Annotated in this window: 14 protein-coding genes; 8 read left to right on the plus strand and 6 right to left on the minus strand. The window is 72.2% G+C overall.

Annotation, left to right across the window (positions count from 1 at the left end; genetic code table 11):
- Positions 1–274 precede the first annotated feature (274 nt).
- From proP to AB0N16_RS12230, 3 genes are all read left to right on the plus strand, one after another.
- Positions 275–1618, plus strand: coding sequence for a glycine betaine/L-proline transporter ProP (proP, locus tag AB0N16_RS12220; RefSeq protein WP_365796193.1), 1344 nt, complete (start codon positions 275–277; stop codon positions 1616–1618).
- A 261-nt stretch (positions 1619–1879) separates the two neighbouring features.
- Entirely contained in the window at positions 1880–3049 is a 1170-nt protein-coding gene (locus AB0N16_RS12225; protein WP_365795689.1) for a DUF2330 domain-containing protein, read from the plus strand.
- A gap of 110 nt (positions 3050–3159) precedes the next feature.
- On the plus strand, positions 3160–3831 hold the full coding sequence (locus AB0N16_RS12230; protein WP_365795691.1) for an O-methyltransferase: 672 nt from the start codon (positions 3160–3162) through the stop codon (positions 3829–3831).
- Between the two features lie 39 nt (positions 3832–3870).
- On the opposite strand, the gene AB0N16_RS12235 is transcribed toward AB0N16_RS12230, so the two are convergent.
- The gene (locus AB0N16_RS12235) at positions 3871–4260 is read right to left on the minus strand and encodes a hypothetical protein (protein WP_365795693.1); all 390 of its coding nucleotides are present in this window, start codon (positions 4258–4260) and stop codon (positions 3871–3873) included.
- A 91-nt stretch (positions 4261–4351) separates the two neighbouring features.
- On the opposite strand from AB0N16_RS12235, the gene AB0N16_RS12240 reads away from it, so the two are divergent.
- Positions 4352–4783 (plus strand): DUF1992 domain-containing protein, encoded by a 432-nt coding sequence (locus AB0N16_RS12240; RefSeq protein ID WP_365795695.1) that lies wholly within the window; start codon positions 4352–4354, stop codon positions 4781–4783.
- Here the strand turns inward: AB0N16_RS12240 and AB0N16_RS12245 are convergent.
- Together AB0N16_RS12245 and AB0N16_RS12250 are read right to left on the minus strand one after the other, a co-directional pair.
- The gene (locus AB0N16_RS12245; protein ID WP_365795697.1) at positions 4772–5482 is read right to left on the minus strand and encodes a hypothetical protein; all 711 of its coding nucleotides are present in this window, start codon (positions 5480–5482) and stop codon (positions 4772–4774) included. The genes AB0N16_RS12240 and AB0N16_RS12245 overlap by 12 nt on opposite strands.
- A gap of 5 nt (positions 5483–5487) precedes the next feature.
- Positions 5488–6141 (minus strand): hypothetical protein, encoded by a 654-nt coding sequence (locus tag AB0N16_RS12250; RefSeq protein WP_365795699.1) that lies wholly within the window; start codon positions 6139–6141, stop codon positions 5488–5490.
- Positions 6142–6293: 152 nt separating this feature from the next.
- On the opposite strand from AB0N16_RS12250, the gene AB0N16_RS12255 reads away from it, so the two are divergent.
- Positions 6294–6791 (plus strand): GNAT family N-acetyltransferase, encoded by a 498-nt coding sequence (locus AB0N16_RS12255; protein WP_365795700.1) that lies wholly within the window; start codon positions 6294–6296, stop codon positions 6789–6791.
- On the opposite strand, the gene AB0N16_RS12260 is transcribed toward AB0N16_RS12255, so the two are convergent.
- Positions 6784–8817 carry an MDR family MFS transporter gene (locus AB0N16_RS12260; RefSeq protein ID WP_365795702.1) on the minus strand — a complete coding sequence of 678 codons (2034 nt, stop codon included), beginning with the start codon at positions 8815–8817 and terminating at the stop codon, positions 6784–6786. The genes AB0N16_RS12255 and AB0N16_RS12260 overlap by 8 nt on opposite strands.
- Positions 8818–9014: 197 nt before the next feature.
- On the opposite strand from AB0N16_RS12260, the gene AB0N16_RS12265 reads away from it, so the two are divergent.
- A complete protein-coding gene (locus AB0N16_RS12265) occupies positions 9015–9425 on the plus strand; it encodes a hypothetical protein (protein WP_365795704.1) in 411 nt (136 codons plus the stop codon).
- A gap of 53 nt (positions 9426–9478) precedes the next feature.
- Positions 9479–9925: a peptidoglycan-binding protein gene (locus AB0N16_RS12270; protein ID WP_365795706.1), complete on the plus strand. Its 447-nt coding sequence runs from the start codon at positions 9479–9481 to the stop codon at positions 9923–9925.
- A 217-nt stretch (positions 9926–10142) separates the two neighbouring features.
- On the opposite strand, the gene AB0N16_RS12275 is transcribed toward AB0N16_RS12270, so the two are convergent.
- Positions 10143–10799: an HAD-IA family hydrolase gene (locus tag AB0N16_RS12275; RefSeq protein WP_365795708.1), complete on the minus strand. Its 657-nt coding sequence runs from the start codon at positions 10797–10799 to the stop codon at positions 10143–10145.
- Between the two features lie 183 nt (positions 10800–10982).
- Positions 10983–11564, minus strand: coding sequence for a TMEM165/GDT1 family protein (locus AB0N16_RS12280; RefSeq protein WP_365795710.1), 582 nt, complete (start codon positions 11562–11564; stop codon positions 10983–10985).
- 423 nt (positions 11565–11987) lie between these two features.
- Between AB0N16_RS12280 and AB0N16_RS12285 the strand changes: the two genes are divergently transcribed.
- Positions 11988–12632 carry an HNH endonuclease family protein gene (locus AB0N16_RS12285; protein WP_365795712.1) on the plus strand — a complete coding sequence of 215 codons (645 nt, stop codon included), beginning with the start codon at positions 11988–11990 and terminating at the stop codon, positions 12630–12632.
- The last annotated feature ends 11 nt before the right edge of the window (positions 12633–12643 follow it).

Here is a 12643-nt window from a genome sequence, read left to right on the forward strand (position 1 = left end):
CGACAGTGCGAAGGGCGCACGGTTGCGTGCGTGGAACGCGACAAGGATCACAGTGCGTGGTCCGGATACGACCGCGGGAGCGGGCAGACGTCCCTGCGTAGACCGCATTTAGCTGCACAATGCACGGATGCGTGTACGTGACGTAACGGGCCCAAGTCCTCCTATCGTCGCTTTCCGACCCGTCCGGCGCCGTACGGGCCGCGCCCCCGTCCCCGTCGAAAGGTAGGCGAGCCCCGTTTTGGCGACCGCCACTGCCGTCACCCCGTCCGTCAAGATCCCCGGCCCCCGCACGGCCGCCCCCGCTGCGACCGTCACCGACCCCGCGCTGGTGAAACGCGCCGTGAAGGCGGCCGCGGTCGGCAACGCCATGGAGTGGTTCGACTTCGGCGTCTACAGCTACATCGCGGTGACCCTGGGCAAGGTCTTCTTCCCGTCCGGCAACCCGACCGCCCAGCTGCTGTCCACGTTCGGCGCCTTCGCCGCGGCGTTCCTGGTCCGCCCGCTCGGCGGCATGGTCTTCGGCCCGCTCGGCGACCGCGTGGGCCGCCAGAAGGTGCTCGCCGTCACCATGATCATGATGGCGGCCGGCACCTTCGCGATCGGCCTGATCCCCTCGTACGCGACGATCGGCGTCGGCGCCCCGATCCTGCTCCTCGCCGCCCGCCTGGTGCAGGGCTTCTCGACCGGCGGCGAGTACGCGGGCGCGTCCACGTTCATCGCCGAGTACGCGCCGGACAAGAAGCGCGGCTTCTTCGGCAGCTGGCTGGAGTTCGGCACGCTGGCGGGCTACATCGGCGGGGCGGGCTTGGTCACCCTGATGACGGCCCTGCTCTCCGACGGCGACCTCACCTCCTGGGGCTGGCGCGTCCCGTTCCTGATCGCCGGCCCGATGGGCATCATCGGCCTCTTCCTGCGGATGCGCCTGGAGGAGACCCCCGCCTTCGCCGCCGAGCTCGAGAAGGCCGAGCAGTCCCGCCCGAAGGTGCCCCTCCGCGAGATGATCACCGGCCAGTGGCGGGCCCTGCTCCTGTGCATGGCCCTGGTCCTGGTCTTCAACGTCACGGACTACATGCTGCTGTCGTACATGCCGAGCTACCTGACGAGCGAGCTGAAGTACGACGAGACGCACGGCCTGCTGGTGGTCCTCGCCGTGATGGCCCTGATGATGATCGTCCAGCCGTTCGCCGGCGCGCTCACCGACCGCGTCGGGCGCCGCCCGGTGATCGCCGCGGGCTGCGCGGGCTTCCTCCTCCTCTCCGTCCCGGCCCTGCTCCTGATCCGCCAGGGCAGCCTGCTGGCGGTCGGGCTCGGCATGGGCGCCCTGGGCCTCCTCCTGGTCTGCTTCACGGCGGCGATGCCGGCGGCCCTCCCGGCCCTCTTCCCGACCCGGGTCCGCTACGGCTCCCTGTCGATCGGCTTCAACGTCTCGGTCTCCCTCTTCGGCGGCACGACCCCGCTGGTGGTGACGGCCCTGATCGGAGCGACGGGCAACATGATGATGCCCGCGTACTACATGATGGCGGCTGCGGTCATCGGCGGCTTCGCGGCCTGGCGCATGACAGAAACAGCAGGCAAGCCCCTCCCGGGCTCGGCACCTTCGCTCGAGAGCTCCACCTGAGACACCCCCGCCAGGGGCGCGCGAGCGCCCCGCTTAGGGGCGCGGGGAACTGCGCGACCAGCCACAACGGCGCCGCAGACGAAGCACGACGCTCAGCCCCCCCCTCGGCCCCACCCCACCTGCACCGGTCGAACCAACCGCACCTCCCGCCCGTACCGTCGGCAGACAGACGGTAGCCGTCCGGAAGCGCACCCCCTGGGGCCACGCCTCCGCTATACCGTCTGAAGTCCTGATCGACGGTACGGCGGAGGGCATCGGTTCATGATCGGCCAGCGGCGACCCCGCCGACGCACGCGTTTACTCACGGTCCTGCTCCTGCTCGCCGGCATCCAGCTCGGCTGGCTCGCCGTCCCCGCCTTCGCCTGCGGCTGCGGCGCCCTCGTCCCCGGCGGCCGGCAGCAGGTCGCCGTCGGCCGGGAGGAGTCCGTCCTGCGCTGGGACGGCACCCGCGAACAGATCGTGATGCGGCTGACGGTCGACGGCGACGCCGACCGCGCCGCCTGGATCATGCCCGTCCCGCACCGCGCCACCGTCGCCCTCGCCGACCCGGCCCTCTTCGACGAGCTGCACACCCTCACCGCCCCGGCGCACCGCACCCGGTACCACTTCTGGCCCCAGAACGGCGACTGGCCCCTCACCACGGGCGGCACCACGACGGCCGGCCCGCCCGACGGCGCCGCACAGGCCCCCGGCGTCGGCGTCGTCGGCCGCCGGCGGCTCGGCCCGTTCGACGTGGCCCAGCTGACCGCCACCGACCCCGGCGCCCTGGACGGCTGGCTGCGCGGCCACGGCTTCCCGTTCCCGCCCCGCCTGGAGACCGCGCTACGGCCCTACGTCGAGCAGCACTGGGAGTACGTCGCGGTCAGGCTCGCCCCCGAGACCGCGGGCACCACGCTGAACGGCGCCCTCGACCCGCTGCACCTCGCCTTCGCCAGCGACCGGCCCGTCTACCCGATGCGGCTGTCCAGGCTCGCGGCCACCCCGCAGTCACTGGGCCTGTACGTGCTCGCCGCGCACCGCATGGAGCCCCGCGCGGCGATCGGCGGCGAGCGCCCGAGGGTCGTCTACGCCGGCCGTCTCAGCCGTCCGAACGGCGATCTCCGCGAACTGGCCGCCGGCACCCCGTATCTGACGGCCATCGGCCAGGAGTTCCCGTACCCGTCCCGGATCTCCGACGACCACGTGCTGCGCCGGGCGTCCTCGGACACCCCCGTCCAGCAGGTCATCTACGAGGACCGGCTGCGCGAGGCGGCCGGGATCCCGCTGTGGCTGCTCACGGTCGGCGCCGCACTGCCGCTGGTCGTCACGGTCACCTCCCTGGTGGCCGTACGACACTCCCGCCGCCCGGCCCCACCGCCCTCGCCGGTACAGCCCCCGCCGCCGGTGCAGCCGCCCCCGCCCCCGGGCCGGCCCCCTGCGCCGATCGGCTGAGTTCCGTCCGGTACCGGGGCGGGAGATCACCGAGTCGCCCGCCCCCTGAGTAGTGCTAAGCAGGTAGCCGTCAGTGGACGGTTACCGGATATCCGAAAGGCAGCGGACGCATGAGCGGCTCTCAGCTCTGGGACGACGTCGACTTCTACTTCACCAGCCACCTCTCACCGGACGACGAGGCGCTCCAGGCGGCCCTGCGTGAGAGCGAGGTCAACGACCTCCCGCACGTCAACGTGACCGCCAACCAGGGCAAGCTGCTCCAGCTCCTCGCACAGCTCCAGGACGCCAGGAGCATCCTGGAGATCGGCACCCTCGGCGGCTACAGCACCATCTGGCTGGCCCGCGCCCTGCCCGCCGACGGCAGGCTGATCTCGCTGGAGTACAGCGCCCGGCACGCCGAGGTGGCGGTCCGCAACATCGCCCGCGCCGGGCTGGAGCGGCTCGTCGAGGTGCGGGTCGGGCCCGCACTGGAATCGCTGCCCAAGCTCGCCGACGAGAACCCGGCCCCCTTCGACCTGGTCTTCATCGACGCCGACAAGGCGAACAACCCGCACTACGTGGAGTGGGCGCTGCGGCTCACCCGCGCCGGCAGCCTGATCATCGTCGACAACGTGGTGCGCGGCGGCCGGGTCGCCGACGCGGACAGCAGGGAACCGGACGTGGTCGGCACCCGTGCCGCGATCGAGCTGATCGCCGCCCACCCGAGGCTGAGCGGCACGGCGATCCAGACGGTCGGCAGCAAGGGCTACGACGGCTTCGCCCTGGCCCGGGTACTGGCCTAGCCCGGCCTCGGCCCGGCCGGGCTCGGGACCGGCCGGGTCTCAAGCCTCGTGGTAGAAGCCCACGTTGACGCTGCGCGGGGCGGTGCGGTCCCGGACGACGATCTCGCCGGAGCCGCCCCGGGGCAGCGCGACCGCGCCGCCGTACCCGATGGCCTGGGCGTACTCGCCGACGGTCAGCAGTACCTCGGAGGAGGGTTCGGCCTGGGAACCGCGTAGCCAGGTGACCTGCCAGCCGCCCTCGGGCCCGCACAGGAACTCCAGGTGCACCCGGGAGACGAACAGCCAGTCGTCGGGCGTGGCGAGCCGGCAGGCGGAGGCATCGCGGCCCACTCGCAGCACGGCGCCCGGTTCGCTGGGCGCGTCGGCCATGAGCATCCCGGCCGTCTCGCCCGCGTCCCCGGACACGGAGGCCATGGTGAGTTCGAGCACGTGCGTTCCCCCTGCGCGGTTCCTGAATCGTTCGTGGATCTCCGGCGCATGATAAAACGCCCGGCGGGGTGGCGTCCGGCACAATGAAGTCATGACCGAGCGAAAGCCACCCGGGGTGCCGTTCGAATCCTGGGTCGACAAGCAGATCCTTGATGCGCAACGGCGCGGTGACTTCGATCAACTCGCGGGCACGGGTGAGCCGTTGCCGGCCGACCTGGACGCGGCCTACGACGAACTGTGGTGGGTCAAACGGAAGATGGCCCGGGAGGGCCTGGCGATGCTGCCTCCGGCCCTCGCGCTGCGCAAGGAGGCCGAGGACGCTCTGGCGGCCGCCTACGCGGCCCCCTCGGAGCGGATCGTCCGCAAGATCATCACGGAGGTCAACGTGAAGATCCGGGAGATGATGTTCAAGCCGCCGCCCGGGCCCCCGCTGGGCAAGAAGCCGTACGACGTCGAGGAGGTCGTACGCGAGTGGCGGGAGCGCCGGGCGGCGGCCGGGGCGGTGGCGGACTCAGATGTGTAGCAGCCGGTCCGCCAGTTCGCGGTAGTCGCGCAGGGCCAGCCGGAGCTGTTCGGTGTCGGCCGTGCCGGGGTGCTCCCGGTCGGTGTCCTGCCAACTGCCGCGCAGGGTACGGCGGCGCCGGTCGACGGCGTCGGTGAAGCGGGCGCTGAGTTCCTCGAGGGCCCGGTCGGCCTCCTCGACGGCCGCGCGCGGCTCGTCGACGAAACCGGTGACCGCGTGCTGGAGGCGCCGCTCCAGCTGCCCGCACTCCTCGGTCGGCATCAGCCGGTCGTCGTTCTCCGCCCGTCGGTCGTCGTTCTCCGCCCGTCGGTCGTCATTCGGCGTCCGCCGGTCGTCGTTCGCCCCCAGTCGGTCGCCGTTCGGCGTCCGCCGGTCGTCGTTCGCCGCCAGCCGGTCTCCGTTCGGCGTCCGCCGGTCGTCGCGGGCCGTGTCCGGCGCGTGGCCCGGACCCTTGCCGGCCACCAGCACCGCCTGCCCGGGCGCCTCTTCCCGGTCGTCCCTGCGCTCCGGTGCGATGTCCTCCCGCCCGGGGGTGACCCCCCTGACGGAGGCGTCGCCCCGGCCGGTCGTGTCCTCGGTCGCGCGCCCGGTCGTGCCCTCGGTCGCGCGCTCCTCGCGTCCCGGCATCGCTTCGTCGCCGGGATATATGTCGCCGCTGCCCTTGGGCTGGCGGCCGTTCCCTGTCCTCGCGTCGGTCATGTCGGTCAGCTCTCCTTCGGGCGGCTCCGGTCGGCGGACCAGGGCAGATGCGGATGGCCACCGGTGTCGGCACCGACACCGGCGCGGTGGCGGCCGGTCTCGCCGGCCGACGAGGTGACCAGGTCGTCGAAGAGGGAGCGGGCCTCGATCATGGCCGTACGCATCTCCTCGGTGCCCGCCTGGTTCTGCTGGGCCCCGTCCACGGGCTCCTGGGCGGCTCGGTGGACGCGGCGGTAGCCGTCGACGTGGTCGGCGTGGTGCACGGACAGCGCGGCGATCTGGTCGTCGAACTCGGCACCGGCCGGGAAGCCACGGGCGGCCGCCACTTCGGCGAGCAGCCGGTCGATCTCGGTCACGGACTCCCGCGGCGAGTCGACGAAGCGTTCCTGTGCGGTCGTCCAGCGGGCCGCGTAGCGTTCGCGCTCCGCCGGTTCCAGCGGCCGCTCGTGCAGGTCACCGTGGCGCTGCACCCGTTCGGCGAGTTCCTGCTCGGCCGCCTTGGTGTCGCCCCCGTGCTGGGCCACGGCACGCTCGTACTCGGGCCCGAAGCGCTGCTTCAGGCCGTGGGGGCCGTGGCTCCTGGAGCGCGCGGCCAGCACGGCCGCGACGACGACCACGGCGGCCACGATCACGATCGCGATGATCAAGCCTGTGGACATGGTTGCCTTCCGGTGTCTCGGCCCGACGGGCCGGCTCGCCCTCCGGGTGACCCGTACCGCGCCCCGCAAACAGCCCGGACCCACGCGGCCGAACCGGGCCCGCGCCGAATTCGGTTGCACGACCCACCCGGACCCGGCCGAGACTGCCGTCCATGACCGTCTGGACGATCACCCCGGAACTCCCCGACTCGCCCGTCGCCGCCGCCCTGTGGCGGGCGTACTACACGGAGGTCAGCGACCGCTGGTACCTGTGCCACGAGGGCCGGCGAACCGAACCGGCCGAGCTGGAGCGCGAGATCGCCGCCCGTCCGGGATCCGAACTCGTCCCGCCCACCGGGCGGTTGCTGATCGCACGGTACGACGGCGAGCCGGCCGGCAGCGCGGGCGTACGGCTCCTGGACCCGGCCACCGCCGAACTCACCCGGGTCTTCGTGCACGAGGGGCTGCGCGGCAGGGGCGGCGCCGCGCTCCTGGTCGCGGCGGCCGAGGACGCGGCCCGCGCGCTCGGGGCCGGGCGGCTCGTGCTGGACACCCGCACCGACCTCGTCGAGGCCCGCGCCCTGTACGCGCGGCTCGGCTACACCGAGACCGCACCGCACAACGACGACGTCTACGCAGCGCACTGGTTCCGCAAGGAACTCGTCAACTGACCTGTCGGGAGGCCGGGTTCTGGGGCTGTTCGCGTTCGGTGCCGCACAGTTCGTCGGTCAGGTCGCGTACCAGGCGGTCCAGGTCGGTGGGCCGGTCCGGGCTCCACCAGTCGCCGAGGAGGTCGGCCAGGGACTCCTCGCGGGCCCTGGCGAGCCGTTCGGCGATCTCGCGGCCCTGCTCAGTCAGGGTCAGGTCGAGGCCCAGGCGGTCGACGAGGTGCCGCTCCTCCAGCTGGCGGGCGCCCTCCAGGACGACGGCCATCGGGACGGGCCCGCGCTCGGCGAGCCGGCCCGGCTCCACCGAGCCGTACCTGCGGATCCGCAGCAGCAGCCAGCCGGCGGCGGGCAGCAGGTCCGCCCCGGCCCGCTCGTTGATCTTCCGGTAGATCTCCCGGCGGCCCTCCCGGGTGCCGAGCAGCGACAGGGCCCGGCAGCACTCGTCGTACGACGAACGTTGCACCGGGTTGGGCGGGATCGTCTCCGACGCGTCCGGCGCGGTGACCGAGCCGCGCAGCCGGTCCTCCTTGAGGAACCAGGCCAGGACGAAGCCGAGGGCGGCCACCGGAGCGGCGTACAGGAACACGTCGGTGATCGAGGACGCGTACGCGTGCAGGGCCGCCGGGCGCAGCGCGGGCGGCAGTTCGGCGATGCCGCGCGGGTCCGCCTTGAGGGCGTCCGGGGTGACACCGGCCGGGAGGCGGACGCCCTGGAAGGCGTCGGCCAGCTTGTCGGCGAGGCGGCTCGCGAAGACCGAGCCGAAGATGGCCACGCCGAAGGAGGCCCCGATGGAGCGGAAGAAGGTCGCGCCGGAGGTGGCGACGCCGAGGTCCTCGTACGAGACGGAGTTCTGCACGATCAGCACCAGCACCTGCATGACCAGCCCGAGGCCGAGGCCGAAGACGAAGAAGTAGCAGCTCATCTCGATCGTCGAGCTGTGTTCGTCGAGTTGGTGGAGCAGCAGCAGGCCGAAGGCGGTGACGGCGGTGCCGGCGATCGGGAACGCCTTCCAGCGGCCCGAGTGGCTGACGATCTGTCCGGACAGGGTGGAGGACAGCAGCAGGCCGATCACCATCGGCAGCATGTGCACACCCGACAGGGTCGGCGAGATGCCCTGCACGACCTGGAGGAAGGTCGGCAGGTAGGTCATCGCGCCGAACATCGCGAAGCCGACGATGAAGCTGATCACGGCGGCGAGCGTGAAGGTGCGGATGCCGAAGAGCTTCAGCGGGAGCACGGGTTCGGCGGCCCGCCGCTCGACGGCCACGAAGGCGACGGCGAGCAGCACCCCCAGCACCGCGAGCCCGACGATCTGGGGCGACCCCCAGCGCCAGGTCGTGCCGCCCAGCGAGGCCACCAGCACCAGGCAGGTGGCGACGGCGGCGATCAGCAACGTACCGAGGTAGTCGATGACATGGCGGGCGGTCCTGCGCGGTATGTGCAGGGCGACGGCGATCACGGCGAGCGCGACCACGCCCACGGGCAGGTTGACGTAGAACACCCAGCGCCAGCTCAGATGCTCGGTGAGCACCCCGCCGAGCAGCGGCCCCAGCACGCTGGTCGCGCCGAAGACGGCACCGAACAGTCCCTGGTAGCGCCCCCGTTCACGCGGCGGCACGAGGTCCCCCACGATCGCCATCGACAGCACCAGGAGTCCGCCGCCGCCCAGGCCCTGCAGCGCGCGGAAGCCGATCAGCTCGCCCATGTTCCGGGCCATCCCGCACAGGGCCGACCCGACGAGGAAGATCACGATCGCCGCCTGGAAGAGCCGCTTGCGCCCGTACTGGTCACCGAGCTTGCCCCAGAGCGGGGTGGCGGCGGTGGAGGCCAGCAGGTAGGCGGTGACCACCCACGACAGGTGCTCCAGGCCGCCCAGGTCACTGACGATCGTCGGCAGCGCGGTCGACACGATGGTCTGGTCCAGTGCGGCCAGCAGCAGGCCGAGCAGCAGCGCACCGATCGGGACGAGCACGTTGCCGGGTACGTGCTCCGCGTCCTTCGCCTGGGTGTGCGTCATGTCCAGGGCCATGGAGACCTCCCGGGGGTGCTGTCAGCCATCTTCCATCGTGGACGGTGTCACCCGGTATGGCCCGTCGAGCCCTCTTCGCATCTCCTGAAACAAGGGGAACCGGCGAACGTACGTGTGGGTGCGCCGCATAACCTGTGGAGTTCATGAGGGGGACGCGGGGGGACCGCGTGTGGACACGAGGGGAGGGGACGAACACCGTGACGGACACGACCGGGGCCCACCTGTGCCCGGAGTGCGAGGCGCCGAGAGGGGCGGACAACACGCCCTCCTGCGACTGCACCCGGCGGGCGTCGGACGCACTGCGCGACGCCCGTACGGCCGAACAGGCGGCCGCGGAGGACTTCGACCCCCTGCGGATACGGCCGTACATCGATCTCTCCGGAGGCGGGGCCGAGGCCGACGGCGGGAAGACCGAGCCGCTGCCGGTGGTCGAGGCGGCGACCATGCCGCTGCGGGCGGTACCGGAGCCGGAACCGGCACCGCCCCCCTCCGACCTGACGCGACCCCGTCGGCGCCGGCCCCGGTGGGTGCTGGTCCTGTCGATCGCCGGGGCGGTGTTCGGGATCCTCGCGGTGGCCGGTTTCGCGAGCGGCTGTTCTCCCATGTGACGCCGACACGGGACACGGCGGCGCCGAAGGACGTCCGGGAGAGCGTTCCCGACGTGACGCCGAGCACGGGGTCGCCTTCTGCGGCGGCGCCGGTGACGTCGGCGGGGGCACCGGCGCCGGCCGTGCCGTCCGCTTCCGCCGACGTGAGCGCGTCGCCGACGGCCTCGTCCTCACGGACGGCGAGCCCGAGTCCGTCCGCGACCGCGTCCCGCTCGGCCAGGCCGACCCAGTCGGCGTCCACGACCGGCACGGCCGCCTCCGCGCAGCCCACGTCGGCGCCTGTCCTGCGCGCCGGCGACAGCGGCGCCGAGGTGACGGAGCTCCAGCTGCGGCTGACGCAGCTGAGGCTGTTCTCCGGGAGGGCCGACGGCCACTACGACCGCACGACGGAGGATGCGGTACGGACGTACCAGCTGGCGCGGGGGATCCTGACGGACGAGTCGGGGGTGTACGGGACGGCTACGCGAGCGGCCCTGGAGTCGGAGACGACCGAGCCGTAGGGAGGGGGCCGGAAGGGGGTGGTTGCGGTCGTCGGTCAGGTGCGGGTGGGTGGGGGCAGAGCGCGCAGTTCCCCGCGCCTCTTCCCGGCGTTGACCCTGAAACCGACTTCGAGGACAACCCCTAGGGGCGCGGGACTGTGTTCATATGCGGCTCCGCCGCGGGGCGCGACCAGCCCCCACCGGGCCCGCACTCGCCCACAACCGCCCCTCCGCCGCCTCAGCCGACGTGCACCCGGAGGGAGCCGTCGGCCGCGGCCTCCACACGCACCCCCGTCAGGTCCCGCACCACCGCGTCCGGCCCGTGCGCACCCGCCCGGGCCCCGACTCCCACCACCCGCATGCCCGCCGCGCGCCCCGCCGCGATCCCCGCGCCCGAGTCCTCGAAGACCACGCAGTCCGCCGCCGCGACGCCCAGTTCGGCCGCTCCCTTCAGGAAGCCCTCGGGGTCCGGCTTACTCGCGCCCACCGACTCGGCCGTGATCCGCACCGCCGGCAGCGGCAGCCCGGCCGCCGCCATCCGCGCCGTCGACAGTGCCACGTCCGCCGAGGTCACCAGGGCGTGCGGCAGCCCGCTGAGCGAGGCGAGGAAGGCCGCGGCACCCGGGACCTCCACCACGCCGTCCATGTCGGCGGTCTCCTCGGCCAGCATCCGCGCGTTGTCCGCGAGGTTCTGCCGCACCGGCCGGTCCGGCAGCAGCACCGCCATGGACGCGTGCCCCTGGCGCCCGTGGACGACCTTCATGACCTCGTCGCCGTCCAGCCCGTGCCGCTCGGACCAGCGCCGCCAGATGCGTTCGACGACGGCGTCCGAGTTGACGAGAGTGCCGTCCATGTCGAGCAGGAGGGCGCGGGCGGTGAGGACGGTGGCCGTCATCGGGCAGCTCCTAAGCAGGCCGGGCAAAGCAGAACAGAGCGGCCCCGCCCGCCGGTCAGGGAAAACGAGCGGGAGCCACTTTGTTTCTCCACGGTACAAAACAGAGCGGCCATCCCGCCACCGCCGTCGCCTGCCGTTCACGGACTCTTCAGCTCGCCGGACCCCCTACGGGACGCGTCCGGCTCAGCCCGCGATCGCCTCCCACAGGCTCCACACCCCCAGCGCCAGCATCAGCACGGCCGCGATCTGCGTGATCAGCCGCAGCGGCACCTTCTTCATCAGCGCCTTGCCGCCCACGATGCCGAGTCCGGCCACCGCCCACAGGCCGAGCACCGCGCCGAGGCCGACGGAGAGCGGGTCGTCGTACCGGGCCGCGAGGTTCGCCGTCATGATCTGGGTGAGGTCGCCGAACTCGGCGACCAGGATGAGCATGAACCCGGTACCGGCGACCTTCCAGAAGGACTGGTCGGCGGGCTTGCGGATCTCCTCTTCCTCCTCGCCCTTCTTCAGCAGCAGCACGGCCGCGCCGCCGAGGAAGAGCACGCCGGTCAGGGCGTGCACGATCTGCTGGGGCAGCAGGGTCAGCACGCTGCCGGCCGCGACGGCGAGCACGACGTGCAGGAGGAAGGCGGCCGCGACGCCCGCGAAGACGTAGGACGCCCGGTAGCGCGTGCCCAGGACGAGGCCGGCGAGCGCGGTCTTGTCGGGCAGTTCGGCGAGGAAGATGACGCCGAAGACGAGCGCCGTCACGGTGATGCTGATCAAGGGTCCTCAATCGGTCGGGGCCACCCCACCGAGAGTGCTGCACTTCGCGCGGAACACACGACACCTCGGCACGGCAGCACACATGGATCGCCCGCGCCGTTGTGCGGCACAGGCGTGCACTGCTTGCCGAAGGTCTCGCTGGCGGCCTCGTGCTCGAGGTCCGCCTCCGGGCGCCGGCTCAGACGGGCTGAGCAGTATGTCGACGGTCCGGCGAAGAGCTACTCCCCTTCAACGCCCTCCACGGTACGTGACCACCACACCGGTTTCCAAGGCCGAAGCTCCCGCCTGTGAGTCACGTCGCACCCCTTGTCGTGTCATGCACACGTCACTAGCTTCTTACCCAACGCTCACTCCCCGGCAACACGGCGGCGCGAGCATTCCCTCGCTCGCGCTCCAACACCCCACCCCCACAAGGGAGTTCCCATGCCGAAGTTCTACGCGCGTCGACGTGTCAGCATACTCGCGGCACTCACCGGCCTGATAGCCTCCGCCGCCCTTTTCAACTCCCCGAGCGCCTCCGCCGCCCTCCCCACGCCGGTCAGCGCGTCCACCGCCCGCACCTACCTCGCCTCGCTCACCGTGGCGACCGAGGTCAGGACCGGCTACGCGCGCGACCTGTTCCCGACCTGGGACACCATCAGCGGTACCTGCAACACCCGTGAGTGGATCCTCAAGCGCGACGGTTCGAACGTCGTCACCAACTCCGCCTGCACCGCCACCAGCGGCAGCTGGTACTCCCCCTACGACGGCGCCACCTGGACCGCCGCCTCCGACGTCGACATCGACCACCTCGTGCCGCTGGCCGAGGCCTGGGACTCCGGTGCCCGCAACTGGACCACCGCCCAGCGCGAGTCCTTCGCCAACGACGTCACCCGCCCGCAGCTGCTCGCCGTCACGGACAACGTCAACCAGTCCAAGGGCGACCAGGACCCGGCCACCTGGATGCCGTCGCTGACGTCGTACCGCTGCACCTACGTCCGCGCCTGGGTCCAGGTGAAGTACTACTACGACCTCTCGGTCGACTCCGCCGAGAAGAGCGCGCTCACCAGCTACCTCTCCGCCTGCTGACCCACCCGGCG

The organism is Streptomyces sp. NPDC051105, assembly GCF_040682795.1.
Lineage (GTDB): Bacteria > Actinomycetota > Actinomycetes > Streptomycetales > Streptomycetaceae > Streptomyces.

Bases quoted from the DNA above. Each gene is read 5' to 3' on its own strand.
- AB0N16_RS12225 (WP_365795689.1), top strand. From the start codon at position 1,880: ATGATCGGCCAGCGGCGACCCCGCCGACGCACGCGTTTACTCACGGTC.
- AB0N16_RS12230 (WP_365795691.1), top strand. From the start codon at position 3,160: ATGAGCGGCTCTCAGCTCTGGGACGACGTCGACTTCTACTTCACCAGC.
- AB0N16_RS12240 (WP_365795695.1), top strand. From the start codon at position 4,352: ATGACCGAGCGAAAGCCACCCGGGGTGCCGTTCGAATCCTGGGTCGAC.
- AB0N16_RS12245 (WP_365795697.1), bottom strand. From the start codon at position 5,482: ATGACCGACGCGAGGACAGGGAACGGCCGCCAGCCCAAGGGCAGCGGC.
- AB0N16_RS12250 (WP_365795699.1), bottom strand. From the start codon at position 6,141: ATGTCCACAGGCTTGATCATCGCGATCGTGATCGTGGCCGCCGTGGTC.
- AB0N16_RS12255 (WP_365795700.1), top strand. From the start codon at position 6,294: ATGACCGTCTGGACGATCACCCCGGAACTCCCCGACTCGCCCGTCGCC.
- AB0N16_RS12260 (WP_365795702.1), bottom strand. From the start codon at position 8,817: ATGGCCCTGGACATGACGCACACCCAGGCGAAGGACGCGGAGCACGTA.
- AB0N16_RS12275 (WP_365795708.1), bottom strand. From the start codon at position 10,799: ATGACGGCCACCGTCCTCACCGCCCGCGCCCTCCTGCTCGACATGGAC.
- AB0N16_RS12285 (WP_365795712.1), top strand. From the start codon at position 11,988: ATGCCGAAGTTCTACGCGCGTCGACGTGTCAGCATACTCGCGGCACTC.